14 protein-coding genes are annotated in these 16,989 nt (G+C 73.9%); 9 read left to right on the forward strand and 5 right to left on the reverse strand.

Annotated features, from left to right (window positions below; genetic code table 11):
- The first annotated feature begins 8 nt into the window (after nt 1–8).
- Complete coding sequence (locus IHE55_RS13095) at nt 9–1,148, forward strand: RNA polymerase sigma factor (RefSeq protein WP_197991978.1); 1,140 nt, start codon at nt 9–11, stop codon at nt 1,146–1,148.
- 421 nt (nt 1,149–1,569) lie between these two features.
- On the opposite strand, the gene IHE55_RS13100 is transcribed toward IHE55_RS13095, so the two are convergent.
- The gene (locus IHE55_RS13100; RefSeq protein ID WP_197989191.1) at nt 1,570–2,367 is read right to left on the reverse strand and encodes a M23 family metallopeptidase; all 798 of its coding nucleotides are present in this window, start codon (nt 2,365–2,367) and stop codon (nt 1,570–1,572) included.
- Here IHE55_RS13100 and IHE55_RS13105 point away from each other — a divergent pair.
- Together IHE55_RS13105 and IHE55_RS13110 are read left to right on the forward strand one after the other, a co-directional pair.
- Nucleotides 2,297–2,443, forward strand: coding sequence for a hypothetical protein (locus tag IHE55_RS13105; protein ID WP_197992319.1), 147 nt, complete (start codon nt 2,297–2,299; stop codon nt 2,441–2,443). The genes IHE55_RS13100 and IHE55_RS13105 overlap by 71 nt on opposite strands.
- A 595-nt stretch (nt 2,444–3,038) precedes the next feature.
- Nucleotides 3,039–3,797: a class I SAM-dependent methyltransferase gene (locus IHE55_RS13110; RefSeq protein WP_197989192.1), complete on the forward strand. Its 759-nt coding sequence runs from the start codon at nt 3,039–3,041 to the stop codon at nt 3,795–3,797.
- A gap of 142 nt (nt 3,798–3,939) precedes the next feature.
- On the opposite strand, the gene IHE55_RS13115 is transcribed toward IHE55_RS13110, so the two are convergent.
- Complete coding sequence (locus IHE55_RS13115) at nt 3,940–4,611, reverse strand: XRE family transcriptional regulator (RefSeq protein ID WP_197989193.1); 672 nt, start codon at nt 4,609–4,611, stop codon at nt 3,940–3,942.
- 98 nt (nt 4,612–4,709) lie between these two features.
- On the opposite strand from IHE55_RS13115, the gene IHE55_RS13120 reads away from it, so the two are divergent.
- Entirely contained in the window at nt 4,710–6,203 is a 1,494-nt protein-coding gene (locus IHE55_RS13120; protein ID WP_197989194.1) for an MFS transporter, read from the forward strand.
- 116 nt (nt 6,204–6,319) lie between these two features.
- Here the strand turns inward: IHE55_RS13120 and IHE55_RS13125 are convergent, their stop codons facing one another.
- From IHE55_RS13125 to IHE55_RS13135, 3 genes are all read right to left on the reverse strand, one after another.
- Nucleotides 6,320–7,534: a cytochrome P450 family protein gene (locus IHE55_RS13125; protein WP_197989195.1), complete on the reverse strand. Its 1,215-nt coding sequence runs from the start codon at nt 7,532–7,534 to the stop codon at nt 6,320–6,322.
- A 273-nt stretch (nt 7,535–7,807) separates the two neighbouring features.
- Nucleotides 7,808–8,065, reverse strand: a complete 258-nt coding sequence (locus IHE55_RS13130; RefSeq protein WP_197989196.1) for a hypothetical protein — start codon at nt 8,063–8,065, stop codon at nt 7,808–7,810.
- A complete protein-coding gene (locus IHE55_RS13135) occupies nt 8,062–8,571 on the reverse strand; it encodes an ATP-binding protein (protein WP_197989197.1) in 510 nt (169 codons plus the stop codon). The genes IHE55_RS13130 and IHE55_RS13135 overlap by 4 nt, the downstream gene beginning before the upstream one ends.
- Before the next feature lie 275 nt (nt 8,572–8,846).
- On the opposite strand from IHE55_RS13135, the gene IHE55_RS13140 reads away from it, so the two are divergent.
- The 5 genes from IHE55_RS13140 to IHE55_RS13160 are packed head-to-tail and all read left to right on the forward strand — an operon-like array spanning nt 8,847 to nt 16,956.
- The gene (locus IHE55_RS13140; protein WP_197989198.1) at nt 8,847–9,731 is read left to right on the forward strand and encodes a helix-turn-helix domain-containing protein; all 885 of its coding nucleotides are present in this window, start codon (nt 8,847–8,849) and stop codon (nt 9,729–9,731) included.
- A gap of 9 nt (nt 9,732–9,740) precedes the next feature.
- Complete coding sequence (locus IHE55_RS13145; protein WP_197989199.1) at nt 9,741–9,947, forward strand: DUF397 domain-containing protein; 207 nt, start codon at nt 9,741–9,743, stop codon at nt 9,945–9,947.
- A gap of 35 nt (nt 9,948–9,982) precedes the next feature.
- The gene (locus IHE55_RS13150) at nt 9,983–13,123 is read left to right on the forward strand and encodes an NACHT domain-containing protein (protein ID WP_197989200.1); all 3,141 of its coding nucleotides are present in this window, start codon (nt 9,983–9,985) and stop codon (nt 13,121–13,123) included.
- 39 nt (nt 13,124–13,162) lie between these two features.
- Complete coding sequence (locus IHE55_RS13155) at nt 13,163–13,507, forward strand: trypco2 family protein (protein WP_197989201.1); 345 nt, start codon at nt 13,163–13,165, stop codon at nt 13,505–13,507.
- Nucleotides 13,504–16,956, forward strand: coding sequence for a serine protease (locus tag IHE55_RS13160; RefSeq protein ID WP_197989202.1), 3,453 nt, complete (start codon nt 13,504–13,506; stop codon nt 16,954–16,956). Before IHE55_RS13155 ends, IHE55_RS13160 begins: the two co-directional genes overlap by 4 nt.
- Nucleotides 16,957–16,989 lie beyond the last annotated feature (33 nt).

A 16,989-nucleotide genomic window follows, 5' to 3' on the forward strand; every position in this document is an offset into this window, starting at 1 on the left:
CCCCTCCGGTGGACGAGTCCCTGCTGCGCGGGCTCACGCCGGGCGTGCTCGCCGTCCTCGTCCGTCGCGGAGCCGACTTCGCGGCGGCCGAGGACGCCGTGCAGGACGCCCTGGTGGAGGCGGTCCGCGTGTGGCCCGCCGGCCCGCCGCGCGACCCGAAGGGCTGGCTGGTCACCGTCGCCTGGCGCAAGTTCCTGGACCGGGCCCGGGCGGACACCGCCCGGACCCGGCGGGAGGACCTCCTCGACCGGGAACCGGCGCCCGGGCCGGTGCCCGCGGTGGACGACACGCTCCAGCTCTACTTCCTGTGCGCCCACCCGTCGCTGACGCCGTCGTCCGCGGTGGCGCTCACCCTGCGCGCCGTGGGCGGACTCACCACGCGCCAGATCGCCCGCGCCTACCTGGTGCCCGAGGCGACCATGGCGCAGCGGATCAGCCGGGCCAAGCGCACCCTGGCCGGCGTGCGGCTCGACCAGCTCGGTGACGTCGCCACCGTGCTGCGCGTGCTGTACCTGGTCTTCAACGAGGGCTACTCCGGCGACGTGGACCTCGCCGCCGAGGCCGTCCGGCTCACCCGGAGCCTCGCGGACCAGGCAGCCCACCCGGAGGTGGCGGGCCTGCTCGCGCTGATGCTGCTGCACCACGCCCGGCGCGCCACCCGGACCGCGCCCGACGGCAGCCTGGTGCCGCTCGCCGAGCAGGACCGCGGCCGCTGGGACACCGGGATGATCGCCGAGGGGGTCGCGATCCTGCAGGCGGCGCTCGCCCGGGACCGGCTGGGCGAGTTCCAGGCCCAGGCCGCCATCGCGGCCCTGCACGCCGACGCGCCCACCGCCGGGGAGACCGACTGGGTGCAGATCGTGGAGTGGTACGACGAGCTGGTGAACCTGACCGGCAGCCCGGTCGTCCGGCTCAACCGGGCCGTGGCCGTCGGGGAGGCCGACGGGCCGCGCGCCGGACTGGCGGCGCTCGCGGAGCTGGACGACTCGCTCCCCCGCCACACCGCGGTGGCGGCCTACCTCCACGAGCGCGACGGGGACCTGGCGACGGCGGCCCGGCTGTACGCGGAGGCGGCCCGCAAGGCGCCCAGCATCGCCGAGCGTGACCACCTGACCCGCCGGGCCGCCCGGCTCAACACCCGCCCCTGACGGAACCCCCCGGCCCGGCCCCGCGGACCCCGGCGGGTGGGCGGCCCGGGCGTCCCCCGGTGCCGGCCCGGTGGGGTGGCGTGGCGTACGGCCCGGGGACGGGCCGCGGTCCGGACGTACGGCCCCGGAAGCCGGCGGTCCGGACGCACCGGCACGCGGAGGTACCGGCACACGGACGGCAAGCGCGCGGGGACGGCCGCTCGCGGACGTACGGGTACGGGAAGGCGCCGCCGCGGACGTGCGGGCATGAGAACGGGCCCCCACCAGGACGCAGGTCGCTGGTGGGGGCCCGTGGCATCGGTGCCGGTGCGGCCGTCCGGCGGGGGCGGTGCCCCCGCCGCCGGCTCACCGGGGCCCGGTCCGCTGCCGGGCCCGGGTCACCGGGTCCCGCGGTACGCGGGCGCCGGGTCCCGGGTGCCGGTCAGAGCGCGCCGTGGCTGCGCAGGAAGTGGACCGGCTCCACGGCGGTGCCGTAGTTCGGGGTGGTACGGACCTCGAAGTGCAGGTGGGGGCCGGTGGAGTTACCGGTGCTGCCGGAGAGGCCGATCTGCTGGCCCTTGCCGACCGCCTGGCCCACGTGCACGTTGATCTTCGACAGGTGCGCGTACTGGGTGTAGACCTGGGCGCCGTGCCGGATCACGATCGCGTTGCCGTACGCCGGGCCGTCGCCGCCGCCGTTGGGGCCGGCCTTCACGACGGTGCCCGCGTGCGCCGCCTTCACGGCGGTACCGGTCGGCACCACGAAGTCCTGACCACTGTGGTTGTGCGCCCAGTGGCTGCCGGCGAGACCGAAGGTCGAGCCGAGCGTGTACTTGTTCAGCGGCGCGGTCCACGAGCTGGGCTTCGGCTTGTGCGCGGGCTTCGCGGCGGGCTTGTGCTCCGCCTTCTTCACCGGGGCACGCTTGTGGTCACGCGACGCCTTCTTCGCGGCCTCCGCCTTCTCGGCCCGCTCGGCCGCGGCCTTCTTGGCCGCAGCGGCCTGCTCGGCCGCCTCCGCCTTCTTCGCCGCCTCGGCCTGCTTCACGGACTCCGCCTTCTTCGCGGCGTCGGCCTGCTGCTCCGCGGCGGCCACCGGGCGGTGGTCGGAGGAGGGCGAGTCCACGGCGAGAGCCACCCCGGCCCCCAGCGCGACCGTCGCTCCCATACCCATGCCCACAACAGCGGCACGGGTGCGCAGGGCCGACGTGCTCGCGATTCGGGTCGTGATGTGCTTCCTCATCAAGGACTACCTCTCGGACTGGCGTCAGAACATGAACTCATCCCGGCAGCCCGCCGGGACGTCTCCACCTTGGTAACCCGCCCCGGCCCTCCCGCCAAGAGCCCTTCCTACTAGCCGGAGCCGTAGCGGAAGAGTGCGGAATAAACGCCCCGAGAAGTCCCGAACGGGATTTTCGGCGGGCCGCCCCGTACCCTCCCGCCGACTTTTCACACAACCCTCCGTCGCCCATCTGACCTGCGATGTTACGCAGTCGGCGACCTTTCGGGACACGACACGGCACACCGCGCCCGGCACCTGCTCCCACACCACCCCGGTGACCCCCGTCAGCAATTTCCTATTTCCTTTAGTAGATCGCCTGGGCCTGTGCGGCATGTCACCGGTAAACATGATCGAATTCAATTTCCGGAGGACTTTCGCGGGATCGTCCCGGGACCAAAGACCCGGCCGGAATGTCCACGCGGAGCACCCGGCCGGTGACCGTCCGCCGCCTTTTCGCCGCCCGGCCGCCACCGCCGGCCCGTCACCGCCACCACCGGCCCGCGCCGCCACCGCCGGCCGGGCCGCACGGGGCGGGGCGGCGGGAAGCCCGCACCGCACGGCCCGGCCGGAACCGGTCGCCCGCACCCCTAATCCGGTCGCCGGCCGGCCGCCGGGGCTGCGACGATCCGGGCATGGCGAGGACCTTCGAGGATCTGGTGGCGGAGGCGGCGGCGGCCCCGGTGGACGGCTGGGACTTCTCCTGGCTGGCCGGGCGCGCCACCGAGCAGCGTCCCTCCTGGGGCTACCAGCGGTTGATGGGCGAGCGGATGGCCCGGGCCACCGCCGCCCTGGACGTCCAGACCGGCGGCGGGGAGGTGCTGGCCGGGGTACCGGTGCTGCCCCCGCTGGTGGTGGCCACCGAGTCCTGGCCGCCGAACCTGGCGCGGGCGGCCCGGCTGCTGGGCCCGCGGGGCGTGGCGGTGGTCGCGGACGCGGACGAACCACCGCTGCCGTTCGCGGACGAGGCGTTCGACCTGGTGGTGAGCCGGCACCCGGTGACCGTGTGGTGGCGGGAGATCGCCCGGGTGCTCCGGCCCGGCGGCACCTATCTGTCCCAGCAGGTCGGCCCGGCCAGCGTCTTCGAGCTGGTCGAGTACTTCCTGGGCCCGCAGCCCGACAGGGTGCGCCGGGCGCGGCACCCGGACGACGCCCGGCGGGCGGCAGAGGCGGCCGGGCTGGAGGTGGTGGACCTGCGCGCGGAGTCGCTGCGCACCGAGTTCTTCGACATCGGCGCGGTCGTCTACTTCCTGCGCAAGGTGATCTGGATGGTGCCCGGGTTCACCGTCGAGGGGTACCGGGACCGGCTGCGCGAGCTGCACGACCGGATCGAGCGCGAGGGCCCGTTCACCGCCCGCACCACCCGCTTCCTCATCGAGGCGCGCAAGGTCTGATCACGCCGGAGAAGCCCTTGGGCACCCGGGGGGCGATCACCCGGCCCGGCCCCCGCCGGAGCCACCCGTGGGCGCCCGGGGCGATCACCCCGGCCCGGCCGCCGCTCCGCCGGAGGGGTCCGGCCCGGTGCCGGCCCGGCCGTCAGCGGTCCGGGCGGTCCGCGCCGTCGGCGGTGCGGGCGGCACCGGCACCGGCACCCTCGACGCCCTCGGCACCCTCGGCGGCGGCTGTGGCGGCGGCGCCCGCGACCGGGCCGGCGCGGACCACGGCCTGGTCGCCGTGCGGTCCGAACAGGTGCAGGATCTCCACCGCCTCGGTGCCCGCCGGCCCGAACCAGTGCGGTTCCGCGGTGTCGAACTCGGCCACCTCGCCGGGGCGCAGCACCAGGTCCCGGTCGCCCAGGATGAGCCGCAGCTCACCGGCGAGGACGTAGAGCCACTCGTAGCCGCCGTGGGTGACCAGCTGGGGTTCGCGGGGCGCCAGCACCTGCTTGAACACCTGAACCCGGCCCGGGTAGCGGGTCAGCGGGACCAGGACGCTGCCCGGCCGCTTCCGCAGCGGCGTCAGGTGCACCCGGGGGTCGCCGCTGGCGGGTGCGGCCACCAGCTGGTCCAGCGCCACCCGGTGCTCCCGGGCGAGCGGGACGAGCAGGTCCAGGGTGGGACGCCGGATGCCGGTCTCCAGCCGGGACAGCGTGCTCACCGAGATGCCGGTGCGCGCCGCGAGGGCCTCCAGCGACAGCCCCCGGTCCCGGCGCAGCGCCCGCAGCCGGGGCCCGATGCCGTCGAGTATCCGTTCGAGTTCCGCGTCCACGACTCCATTTTGCGGTCTCCGCAAAACCGCTGGGCGCCGGTCGTCGTTCACCCGGAGCCTTGCCGGGCAACTGCTCGGTGCAAGTGAGAGGTGGGGCCGTGAACGCGACGACTCGTCCCGTGCCGCCCGTACTCGGTGCGCGCAGACGCTGGACGGTGCTGGCCGTCTGCTGTCTGAGCCTGTTCCTGGTGGGGCTCGACACCACCATCGTCAATGTGGGGCTGCCGGCGATCGGCCGGGACCTGGACGCCGGGACGCGGGACCTGGAGTGGGTCGTGGACGCGTACACCGTCGTGCTGGCCGCCCTGCTGATCACCTCCGGCGCGCTGGCGGACCGGTTCGGCCGCCGCCGGGTGTTCCGGTCGGGGCTGGTGGTCTTCGGCGCGGCGTCCCTGGTGTGCGCGACCGCCACCTCGGTGGACGCGCTCGTGGTGGCGCGGGCGGTGCAGGGGGTCGGCGCCTCGATGCTCAGTCCGGTGGCCCTGGCGATCGTGGTGAACGCGATGCCCGACCCCGGGGAGCGGGCCCGGGCCATCGGCATCTGGGCGGCGGTCTTCGGGCTCAGCATGGCCGCCGGCCCGGTCGTGGGCGGCGCGCTGATCGCGGGCTTCGGCTGGCAGTCGGTGTTCTGGGTCAACGCGCCGGTCGTGGTGGCCGCCCTGGTGCTCAGCGCGGTGTTCGTACCGGAGTCCCGGGCGCCGCGGCCGCGCCGGCTCGACCTGCCGGGCCAGCTCCTGCTGACCGTGGTCGTCGCGGTGTCGGTGGGCGCGCTCATCGAGGGGCCGCGGCTGGGCTGGACCTCGCCCGCCGCCCTGGTCCTGTACGGGTGTGCCGCCGTGGCGACGGCCGCGTTCACCGGGACCGAACACCGCCGGCGCGACCGCGAGCCGCTGATGGAGCTGGCCCTCTTCCGGCGGCCCGCGTTCAGCGGCGCGGTCCTGGGCGCCGTGGCGGTGTTCGTCGCCCTCAACGTGACGCTGCTGCTGAACACGCTCTACCTCCAGCACACCCGGGGCTGGACCCCGCTCGCCGCCGGGGTGGCGACGCTGCCCATGGCCGTCGGGGCGACGGTGTGCGCGCCCTGGTCCGGCCGCCTGGTCGGGCGCGCCGGACCCCGGCCGCCGCTGCTGCTGGCCGGCGGGCTCCTCGGCGCCGGCGGCCTGCTCCTGGTCCGGCTCGACGCGCACACCGGCCTGCCGCTGCTGCTCACCGCCTACCTGCTGATCGGTGCCGGGTTCGGCTTCGCCAACGCCCCCATCACCAACACCGCGGTGAGCGGGCTGCCGCTGTCCCGGGCCGGGGTGGCGGGGGCGATCACCTCCACCGCCCGCCAGTTCGGCGCCGCCCTCGGGATCGCGATCGCCGGTGCCCTGGTGGCCGGGGCCGGCCCGGCGGACCTCGCCCGCGCCTCCCGCCCGGGGTGGTACCTGGTCGCTGCCTGCGGGGCGCTGCTGCTGCTCATCGCCCGGACGACCCGGCCGCCGGCCGGCGCCCCACCCGCCGGCGCGGACCCCGGCCCCCGGACCGGCGGTCCGGACGGCGGAGCCCGGACCGGCGGCGCGGACGGACCGCAGGTCTCCGGCGGCCGTTGACGTCGACGGCGGACGGACGGGCTCTCGGCCACGGGCGGGCTCTCGTGCCACGGACGGGCTCCCGGGCCACAGGCGGCCGCCGGCAGCCGGCCGGCCGCGCGGACGGCGGCCCGGGATCAGCCGCGCAGCCGGACCGGAAGGGCCCGGTACCCGTTGACGATGAACGACGGGAGGGGGCGCAGCTCCTCGCGCGGCACGGCCGGGGTCATCCGGGGGAAGGCCGTGAACAGGGCCGGCAGGGCGATGGCCGCCTCCATCCGGGCGAGGGCCGCCCCCAGGCAGTAGTGCACCCCGTACCCGAAGGCCAGGTGCTGTTTGTTCGGCCGGGCGGCGTCGTAGTCGTGGCGCGTCGGCCCGTGCACCTCGGGGTCCCGGCCCGCCGCCCCGAAGGCCAGCAGGATGGCGTCGCCCCTGCGGATGCGGGTGTGCTCGTCGAGGTCGATGTCCTCGACCGCGTACCGCAGCGGCATGTGCATCAACGGCCCCTGGTGCCGCAGCGTCTCCTCGATCACGTCGTCCCAGCCCACCCGGCCGGCCCGCAGCAGGGCCGCCTGGCCGGGGTCGGTGACCAGTGCGTGGACGGATCCGGCCAGCAGGTTCACGGCCGTCTCGCTGCCGGCGCCGAGCATCAGGTGGAGGCTGCCGGTCAGCTCCCGGTCGGTGAGCCTGCCGTCCCGCCGGGCCGCGATCAGGTCGCTGGTCATGTCCTCGCCCGGCTCGCGGCTCTTGTACTCCACCAGCGCGGCCAGGCACTCCGCCAGCTCCTTCAGCGCGGCCGCCGCCTCCGCCGGGGTGGCGGCGGTGCGGACGGTGGCGTTCACGGCCCGGTGCATGGCGTCGTGGAGGTCGTCCGGAACGCCGAACAGGCCGAAGATCACCTCGGTGGGTATCGGCACCGCGAACTCCGCCCGGAGGTCCACCACCTCCCGCTCGTCGCGGCGCAGCCGGTCGATCAGCCCGCCGACCACGGCCTCCACCCGGGGGCGCAGCCGCTCGGTCCGGCGGGGGGTGAAGGACGGCGCGAGCAGGTCCCGCAGCCTCCGGTGGTCCTCGCCGTACGCGGCCAGCGCGCTGCTGCCCCCGACCCAGAACCGCAGCGGCCAGTCGTCCGGGATGTCCGCCAGAGCCGGCCAGTGGCGCCGGGAGTCACGGGAGACCCGCCGGTCCCCGGCGAGCCGCCTGATCCACCGGTCACTCGTCACCGACCACGCCGGGACGCCGCCGGGGAGGAGGACCCGCGTCGCCGGACCGCGCGCCCGCAGACGGTCCGCCTCGCCGTGCAGGTCCGCCCCCTCGGGGTCGAGCACGACCGGACAGGCACTGGGTTCCATGGGTACTCCTCGTCGGTGGGCCGGAATGCGGTGAGCCGGGAAGGGGGTGCGGTGCGGCGGGCGCGGCGGGCCCGCCGGCGTGGCGGACGGCCCGCACCCGCCCGGCAACGCCGGAGGCGGCGCGTCCGGTGTGACGCGTCCGGTGCGTACGCCCGGGTGGCGGACGGTCGGCCCCCGATCGGCGCGACGCCCCAACACCCCTCATCCCCACGGGCGTTCACCTTAGAGCGCCACGGCCCCGTAACGATCTCCGCCCCACCCGTCCGGTCCCGCTCAGGTCCGGCGCTCGGGCCCCGGACCGCGCCGGGACCGCTCCGCCGCCAGCAGCCGCCGGTGGTCGGCGAGCACCCGGAGCAGCGCGAAGCCGGTGCCCAGCGGGATCGGGGCCATCACCAGCACCGGCGGCGCACCGGTGCGTATCTCCGGCCGCAGCGCGGGCAGCGCCACCCCGTACTCCGCGAACTCCTCCCGCAGCAGCCCGGCCACCCGGGCGGCGACCCGCTCCGCCCCCTCGGGGTACGGCCCGGTCACGCCCGTCCCCCTTCGCCGCCCTCGTGCGCGGCGCCTTCCTGCCGGGCGCTTCCGGGCGGGATGGCGAGCTGGAACCACACGCTCTTGCCCACCGGCGAGGGCGGCTTCCCGACGACCACCCCGCAGTCGTCGGAGACGGCGGTGACGAGGAACAGCCCTCGCCCGCCGGTCTCCTCACGGCCCACCCGGCGCGGGGCGGGCAGCGATTCGGGGCACTCGTCGTACACGCTGACGCGCACCCGGCCCGGCTCGACGGTGACGGTCAGCCGGACATCGCCCTTGGCGTGCCGGTGCACATTGGTGACCAGTTCCGAGACGCAGAGGGTGGCCGGATCGACCAGCTCCTCCAGCCCGAGGGCGCCGAGCACCGAACGCACCAGGTCACGGCAGACCTTGGGCGCGATGGGTGTCGCCGGGGCCGACAGCACATAGCTGCCGGCCGGCTCCGGCGGTGCCGGCCGAGACGGGTGGGAGGCTCGCGCTCCCGGGTCGGTACGTACTCCCATGACACGCTCCAGGCGTTCGCGGTCGGCAGTCAGATGAGGGAGGGCCCAGGTCCGGTGTCATTGCCGCCCCCGCGGCGGTGAATCGGGCGGTGCGCTTCCGGAACGAGGCGGATGCGGGGCACGCGGCACGGCTGCGCCGTCCACACCCCTGTGTGATCAGTGCGCCACCCAAAGTAGAAGTCGCTCAGCTAAGTTGCAACCTCTGGCCCAGGCTGGTGGACCACGTTGCGCAACACACGGCACACTGACGGCGATCCACAGCAGAAGGAGCCGTCATGGCACTGCGCACCGTCATCACTGAGCGACAGCGCCGACTCGGCGCTGAGCTGCGGAAGTTGCGAATCAACGCTGGGCTGTCCATCGCGGAGGGCGGCAAACTCATCGGCATGGGAACGCCGCACCTGAGCCACATCGAGGCCGGCCGCACCGCGATTCCCACCGAACGACTTCGCAAGCTGGTTCACGCCTACGGGTGCAACGATGGCCCGTACATTGACGAGCTGGTGAGCATGGCGGAGAGCAACGGGAGGGGCTGGTGGTCCGCGTACCGCAAGGCGCTTCCGCAGTCGATCGTGGATCTCGCGGAGTTGGAGTCCCGTGCCACGGCGCTCCGGAACTACCAAACCCTGCTGATCCCGGGGCTGCTTCAGACCGAGTCGTACATGCGAGCCCTGTTCCGTAGCGCCCGCCCCGACGAGAGCCCGGAGAAGGTCGAAGCCCAGGTGCGCTTCCGTCTCTCCCGCCAGGACCTTCTCAACAAGGATGCCGTCACGTTCCACGCGGTGATCCACGAAGCGGCCTTGCGGATGGTGGTCGGCGGGTCCCATGTCATGCGAGGCCAACTCACCCACCTCATCCGCATGTCCATGAAACCGGGGGTGACGATCCAGGTTCTGCCTTTCGAGGTGGGTGTCCGGGCGTGGTACAGCACCCCGTTCATGCTGCTGAGCTGCGGAATCCCGGGACTTGAAACCGTCTCGGCCGAACATCCCTCCGGTAGCCTTTGGCTCGGAGATGCCGATTCCCTCGCCCAGTACGGGGCCACCTTCTCGGGCCTGAGCAACAGCGCGCTACCACCCGTGGTGGCGAACGAATCTCCGGAGATCCACGAGGAGCGCGACTCGTGGGGCCTCATCCACCACATCCTCTACACGCACTGAGAGGGCGGCATGGACGAACTCACCTGGCGGAAGTCGTCGTACAGCGAAGCGGGCGGGAACGACTGCGTGGAACTCGCCGCCTCCGGCACCGGCATACACCTCCGCGAGAGCGACGACCCCGGCTCCATACTCACCACCACACCCGGCACACTCCGTACCCTCGTGCGGAACGCCAAGCGGGGCCGGTTCGACCGGCTGACCGCTCGCTGCCGCTGACGACACGTGTGACCTCCGGGGGGAGAGACGGCCGTATGGATCCCGCAGTCGTCGGCGCGCGCCTCGCCTCCGGCGTGGTCGCGCCGCTGGTGAGGAAGCTGTTCGTGACCGAGGGGCCGGGCGCCGGGGTCGCCGACCGGCCGGTCCGGATCTCCTCGCTGGTGTCGTTCACCGGCGAGAAGCGCACCCTGACCGAGAAGGACCTGCACAAGCTCGCCCGGAAGCTGGTGGAGCGGGCCGTGGCGGCGGCCGGGCCCGGGGAGCGGCCCTGCCCGGCGGACGAGGAAGCGGCGGTCACCGACGCGCTCGCCCGTACCCTCGCCGTCCTCGGCGAGCTGGACATGGACGACGTCCAGGCGGTCCGGCTGGGCCACCGGACGCTCGTCCTCCGCCTGGTGAACCTCGCCCTCGACCAGGGGCTGGCGCTCGACCTCAGCTGGGACGCCACCGAGTTCTACCGGAGCCTGCTGGAGACCGCCTGCCTGCACATCCTGCACTTCTTCACCCAGCGCTCCACCTTCGTCGCCCGCACCCTGCTGGAACAGTCCCGGCAGCTGGACGAACTCACCGAGAAGATCGACCGGCTGCTGGAGCGCGACCCGCCGTCCGCCGACGCCCGGTTCGAGGCCCGGTACGGCGAGTACATCGCCACCAAGCACGGCACCCTCAGCATCGTCGGGCTGGACCTGGACCGCTCGCAGGCGAGCTGGGCGCTGGACACCGCGTACCTGAGTCTGCGGGCCGTCTCCCGCGAGGAGACCGCCGGTGACGGGCTCGGCGCCGACGGCCCGCCGCGCCCGGCCGACCAGGCGCTCGCCGGCCATCGGCGGGTGCTGCTGCGCGGGGTCGCCGGCTCCGGCAAGACCACCCTGGTCCAGTGGCTGGCCGTCGCCGCCGCGCGGGCCCGGCCGCCGGCCGGTCTGGAGCAGCTCACCGGCCGGGTGCCCTTCGTCATCCCGCTGCGCACCGCGATCCGCGCCGGGGCACTGCCCACCCCGGACGGCTTCCTCGCCGCCGTCCGCAACCCGCTGCACGGCGCACAGCCCGACGGCTGGGCCCACCGGGTGCTGGACGCCGGCCGCGGGCTGCTGCTCATCGACGGCATGGACGAGATCCCCGAGCCGGAGCGGGAGCGCGCCCGCGCCTGGCTGGAGGACCTGCTGATCGCCTACCCCGGCAACCTCTGGCTGGTCACCTCCCGCCCCACCGCCGTCGCCGACGACTGGCTCGCCGACCAGGGGTTCACCGAACTCGAACTGGCGCCGATGGGCCGCGACGACACCGCCGCGTTCATCACCCGCTGGCACGACGCGGCGCTGGCCACCTGCCGCACCGACGACGAGCGCGAGCGCATCCCCGGCTACCGGGACGCGCTGCTCACCGCCGTGACCGCCAAGGCCGACCTGACCGGCCTGGCCACCAACCCGCTGATGTGCGGACTGATCTGCGCACTGCACCGGGCCCGGCGCGGTTATCTGCCGCCCGGCCGCAAGGAGCTGTACGACGCGGCGCTGCTGATGCTGCTGGAACGCCGCGACCGGGAACGGGACATCTTCACCACCGGTGACGTCCAGCTGCCCGCCGAGACGCAGATCCAGCTGCTCCAGCGGCTCGCCTACTGGCTGATCCGCAACGGGCAGTCCGAGATGGACACCGAGCAGGCCGAACGCGTGCTCGCCGAGGCGCTGCCGTCGGTGGCCGCCGCCCAGGTGCTCGGCGGCGCCACCCAGGTCCTCGCCCACCTGCTGCTGCGCAGCGGACTGCTGCGCCGGCCGTCCTGGAACACCGTGGACTTCGTCCACCGCACCTTCCAGGACTACCTGGGCGCCAAGGCGGCCGTGGAGCACGGCGACTTCGGCCTGTTGGTCAACAACGCGCACGACAGCCAGTGGGAGGACGTGGTGCGGATGGCGGTGGCGCACGCCCGGCCCCGGGAGCGCGCCGAACTCCTCACCCGCCTGCTGGACCGCGCCGACCGCACCCCCGAGCTGCGGACCCGGCTCCACCTGCTCGCCGCGGCCTGCCTGGAGCACGCCCCCGACCTCGACCCGGCGGTACGGGACGCGGTCAAGGCCGAGGCCGCCTGGGAGGTGCCGCCGGTCACCGCCGCCGAGGCCCGCGCCCTCGCCGAGATCGGCCCGCTCACCCTGGAGCTGCTGCCCACCCGCGCCGAACTCGACCGGATGCGGGAGGAGCTGCGCACCCTGGGCCACCTGCCGGACCCCTGCGCCCCCAGGACCCGCGACCCCCACGGCCCGCACGACTCCTACGGACCCCACGGACCCCACGGTCCGCAGGGCCCGGACGATCCGTACGCGCCGTACGAGGCGTGCGTGATCACCGCCACCCTCATCGGCACCGACGCCGCGCTCCCCTACCTGCGCGACTTCGCCGACCACCCGTACCTGCCGGTGCGCTCCCAGCTCTCCGCCAGCTGGGGCCGCTTCGACACCGCCCGCTACCACGCCGAGGTGGTCTCCCGGCTCGCGCCGGACGACCTGTACTTCACCGCGGAGACCCCCGAACAGCTGCGGCTGCTGCTCGCCGACGGCCGCCGCATGCTGATGCTGCGCGGCGACTTCCCGGCCGATCGGCTGCGGGCCCTGCTGCCCGGCGGGGAGATCACCCACCTGCGGCTGGACCGCAACCCGTCGCTGTCCGACCTCGCCGTCCTCGACCACCTGGCGGGCCTGCGCGCCCTCGTCCTCACCCGGTGCGGCCCGGCGACCGACCTGTCGCCGGTCGCCGGACTCGGCCTGCACAGCCTCGACTGGGCCCCGCCGGCGCCCCGCCCCCTGCCGGAGGGGCTGGAGAAGCTGACCGGCCTGCGCCAGCTCCGTCTCACCCTGCCCGGGCCGAGCACCCCACCAGCGCTTCTTCCTCGGCTCGACCGGCTCGAACTCGACGTGTTCCACCCGGAGCTGGACGTGCCGACACTGGTCGCCTGCTTCCCCGGCCTCCGCCACCTGCGCATCGCCTTCCGCACCTACCGCAGCAACCCCGAGAAGGGGCGAATCGACCTCGCCCCGCTCGCGTCGCTGCCCGGTCTGCGGCAGCTCTTCCTGGCCAATGCCGAGGTGACCGGTGCCGAGCAGCTGGCTGGCGTCGGGGTCACCGTGCACGATCGGCCGCCGCGCCTGACCGGACTGCCCACCGAGCCCGCCGCGCCGCTCTAATCTGTCCGTACACCACAACGGCCGGACCAAGGGGCGGACTTGAGCGACCCGACGGACAACATCGACCTCGCCGACGCGGTACAGGCGATCCGCGACGAGCTGATGACCGCCGCCGCCCGCGCGGCGGGCCAGGACGTGGTCTTCGAAGTCGGGGACATCGGCATGGAGTTCACCGTCGAACTGCGCAAGGAGACCAAGGGCGGCGGCCGGATCAAGGCGTGGGTGGTGGACGCGGGCGCCGACCGCACCCACGCCGAGACCCGCACCCACCGGGTCTCCTTCACCCTCCGCGCCAAGGACGCCCGCACCGGCGGACCCTGGCAGGTGAGCAACCACCGCCCGGCCGGCACCGGACTCTTCGGACAGGGGCAGGACGACTCGTGACCCCCGCCCCGCGCCCGGCGACCGACCGGGTGGTGGCGGTGTTCTCCGGCGGGTCGCAGGGCAGCGGGGTGCTGCTCACCCCCACCATCGTCCTCACCTGCGCCCACGTCCTCACCGACCCCGCCGACATCACCGTCGCGCACCCGGCCCGACAGGCCCTGGGAGACTGCATCGTCCTGTGGTCGGACCCGGAGCAGGATGTGGCGCTGCTGAACCGTGCCACCCGTAGGTCCGGCAAGAGGAGCTGGTGGGCGCCGCTGGGGCCGCTGCGCCGCCTGCGCCTCGGTGAGGTCACCACCCGCGCCCCGCTGCCCCACTGCCAGGTCATCGGCTTCCCCGACATCCAGCGCCAGGGCGGCAACCTCGATCTCGACCAGTTCCCGGGGACGGTCCTGCCCACCGCCGGTCACCTGCGGTCGGTGCTCACCGTGGAGCTGGCCGGCGCCTCGGTGACCGAGCCGCCGCCCGGTGCCGACCGCTCCCCGCTGGAAGGCCTCTCCGGGGCGCCGGTCTTCGCCGGGGAAGTCCTGCTCGGCATCGTCCGGCAGGTGCCGCGGGGACGGAACCACCTGCGCGTGGAGTGCGCTCCGGTTGCCGCCCTCCGCCGCGTGGCCGACACCGCCTCGTTCGAGGCGGACGCCCTCGCCGGTCTGCTGACCGACGGATGCGCCGATCGCGGCAGGTGGACCGCGCACTGGTCCCCGATGAGCGGCGTGGTGCCTCCGCTGTGGGAGGAGATCACCGAAGCCCACCCCCGCGACCAGGCGTACGAGGAGGAGTACGCGCAGGCCGTACGCCATGTCTACCGCCGCAGCAGGATCTTCGGCATCGACGTGCTGGACGGCGCCGACACCACCTGGGACATGGACACCGCCTACCTCAGCCTGGAGGCGGAACCGCCACCGGACGCCCTGCCGGACGGTGGCACCGCCCGGCATGCTCCGCACGACGGCACCGGCCGGGACGGCACCGTGCCCCTGGCCACCGGCCAGCCGCTCCGGATCGACGAACTCCTCGCGGACCGCCCCCGCACCCTGCTGCGCGGCGAGGCGGGCGCGGGCAAGACCACCCTGGTGTGGTGGCTCGCCGCGCACGCCGCCGGTCAGACCCTCGACCGGGCCCTGTCCGAGCTCAACGGGCTGGTGCCGTTCGTGGTGCCGCTGCGGGAGGTGCGCAGCCGGGGCCTGGACTTTCCCTCCCCGGCGCAGCTGCCGACGGTCGCGCGTCTCGCCGTGGACGCCCCGCCGGACGGCTGGGCCGGCCGGGTCCTCAAGGCCGGCCGGGCCCTGCTGCTCATCGACGGGCTGGACGAGGTACCCGCCTCCGAACGGGAGGACGCCCGCGACTGGCTCGCCGGACTCCTCGCCCGGTATCCGCGAACCCGCTGCCTGGCCACCGTCCGCCCCGGCGCGGTGGACGCCGACTGGTTGCGCGAGGAGCAGTTCGCGGAGCTGACCCTGCTGCCGATGCGGGACGACGACATCCAGGCGTTCGTCACCGCCTGGCACGACACCGCTCGCAAGAGGTGCGACACCGACCGGGATCCGGTGCGCGCCGCGGAGGAGCGGACGGAGCTGACGGGGCTGGAGGAGGACCTGCGCCAACAGTTCGCCCGCAATCCGGCCCTGCGGACCCTCGCCCGCACCCCGCTGCTCTGCGCGGTCATCTGCACCCTCCACCGCCGCCGGGGCGGCATGCTCCCGGAGACCCGCTGGGAGCTGTACCGGGCCACCCTCGACATGCTGCTGGGTGCCCGGGACAAGCGGCGCGGCATCTGCCGCCCCGAGGGCATCGAGATGGGCGCCGAGGAGCACCAGGAGCTGTTGCAGGCCATCGCGGTGTGGCTGGTGCGCACCGGGCAGAACCAGCTCACCGCCGCCGAGGCCGAGCGCCAGATCGGACACACGCTGCGAGCACTGCCCGGCATACAGGAACAGGGCGGTCCGGCCACCGTGCTCCGCCATCTGCTCAACCGCAGCGGACTGCTCCAGGAGCGGTCGGACGACGCGATCCAGTTCATCCACCGCACCTTCCAGGACTACCTGGCCGCCAAGGCGCTGATCGAGGGCGGCGGGGTCAAGGAGTTGCTGAACCACGCGCGGGACGAGCAGTGGCACGACGTGATCCAGCTGGCGGTGGGCCACTGCCGCCGGGACGAGCGGGTGGAACTCATCCGTGGCCTGCTCGACCGGGGCGACCAGGCCGCCGAGGAGTCGGCGCGGGCGGCCTTGCACGTCCTCGCCGCCCACTGCCGGTTCGCCACCCCGGTGCTCGACACCGATGTGCAACAGGCCGTGGACGAGCGCCTCCGGGCACTGCTCCCGCCCCTCGGGAAGGGCGACGTGGCCGCACTCGCCCCCCTGGGGCCGTCGCTGCTGCCGTTCCTCCCCGGGCCGGACGGGCTGGACCGCAACAGCGCCCGGCAGACCGTCGCCCTCTTCTCGGCGGTCGGCGGGCGGGAGGCCCTGCCCCTCGCCCAGCGGTTCGCCGCGCACGGCGACCCGGTCATCGGCAAGCAACTGGTCCAGCAGTGGAGTTCCTACCCCACCGAGGAATTCGCCGCGTCGGTGCTGGAGCAGCTGCCTCTGAGCACGATGCGGCTTTACGTCTACCACCACAAGCAGCTCCAGCAACTGCCCCGGTTCCGGCGAGTGGACGCCGTAAGCGTTCGCGTGAACCGGGCGGAGCCGGAGGAGCTGGCCCGGGCTCTCAACCCGGTCGAGATCCGTGACCTCACCATTCAGGGCAACCAGCTGATCAGCAATCTCGATTTCCTCCGGGGGCAACGAAAGCTGCGGGTGCTCCAACTCGCCCGTTGTTCGCGGCTCCGCGACATCTCCGCCGTGGCGGAACACGAGCTGACGATGCTGTGGCTGGACACCCCCCTCCCGCACTCCGTCCTGTTCCCCGTTCACCAGATCCGGGGACTCACCACCCTGGCGTTCTCCGGGCAGCCGGAGGACGGTGAATTCCGGATGCCCCCCGCCCATCCCGGGGTGACCGATCTCCACGTCACCGTGTCGAAGGATGTACCGGTGCGCTGGCCCTCCGCCGCTCAATGGGAGTCGCTGGAACGGCTGACGCTCTACACCGAAAACCCCTCCGTCTTCGGTGTTCTGCCCTGTATCCCACGCCTGACGAAACTCCGGCTCGCCATTATGCCGGGCGAACGTGGCTGGCCCACGGAGCCGCTGCCCGGCATCACCGAACTGCGGCTGGATCTGCGGACAACGACCACCCGTTGGATGACTTCACTCGGCCAGCTCTTCCCGAATCTCGTCCGGCTCTCCCTCACCATCTTCGAAAGCAGCGCCGACCGCACCCTCGACCTCGCACCACTGGCCGATCTACCGGCACTGACCGTAGCCGTCTACAAGCCCACCGGAATGGAACTGCGAAACGCCGAGCCGCTGGGCGACCGCCTCCAGGTCTCCATCCACAACTACTGAGCACGGAAAAACACGACCGCCCCGGCCCGTTCC

Source organism: Streptomyces pactum, assembly GCF_016031615.1.
Lineage (GTDB): Bacteria > Actinomycetota > Actinomycetes > Streptomycetales > Streptomycetaceae > Streptomyces > Streptomyces pactus.

What these genes read in the sequence shown, in the direction of transcription:
- IHE55_RS13145 (WP_197989199.1), top strand. Translation starts at nt 9,741, where the DNA reads ATGGACGAACTCACCTGGCGGAAGTCGTCGTACAGCGAAGCGGGCGGG.
- IHE55_RS13110 (WP_197989192.1), top strand. Translation starts at nt 3,039, where the DNA reads ATGGCGAGGACCTTCGAGGATCTGGTGGCGGAGGCGGCGGCGGCCCCG.
- IHE55_RS13140 (WP_197989198.1), top strand. Translation starts at nt 8,847, where the DNA reads ATGGCACTGCGCACCGTCATCACTGAGCGACAGCGCCGACTCGGCGCT.
- IHE55_RS13125 (WP_197989195.1), bottom strand. Translation starts at nt 7,534, where the DNA reads ATGGAACCCAGTGCCTGTCCGGTCGTGCTCGACCCCGAGGGGGCGGAC.
- IHE55_RS13105 (WP_197992319.1), top strand. Translation starts at nt 2,297, where the DNA reads ATGCCCACAACAGCGGCACGGGTGCGCAGGGCCGACGTGCTCGCGATT.
- IHE55_RS13100 (WP_197989191.1), bottom strand. Translation starts at nt 2,367, where the DNA reads ATGAGGAAGCACATCACGACCCGAATCGCGAGCACGTCGGCCCTGCGC.
- IHE55_RS13150 (WP_197989200.1), top strand. Translation starts at nt 9,983, where the DNA reads ATGGATCCCGCAGTCGTCGGCGCGCGCCTCGCCTCCGGCGTGGTCGCG.
- IHE55_RS13135 (WP_197989197.1), bottom strand. Translation starts at nt 8,571, where the DNA reads ATGGGAGTACGTACCGACCCGGGAGCGCGAGCCTCCCACCCGTCTCGG.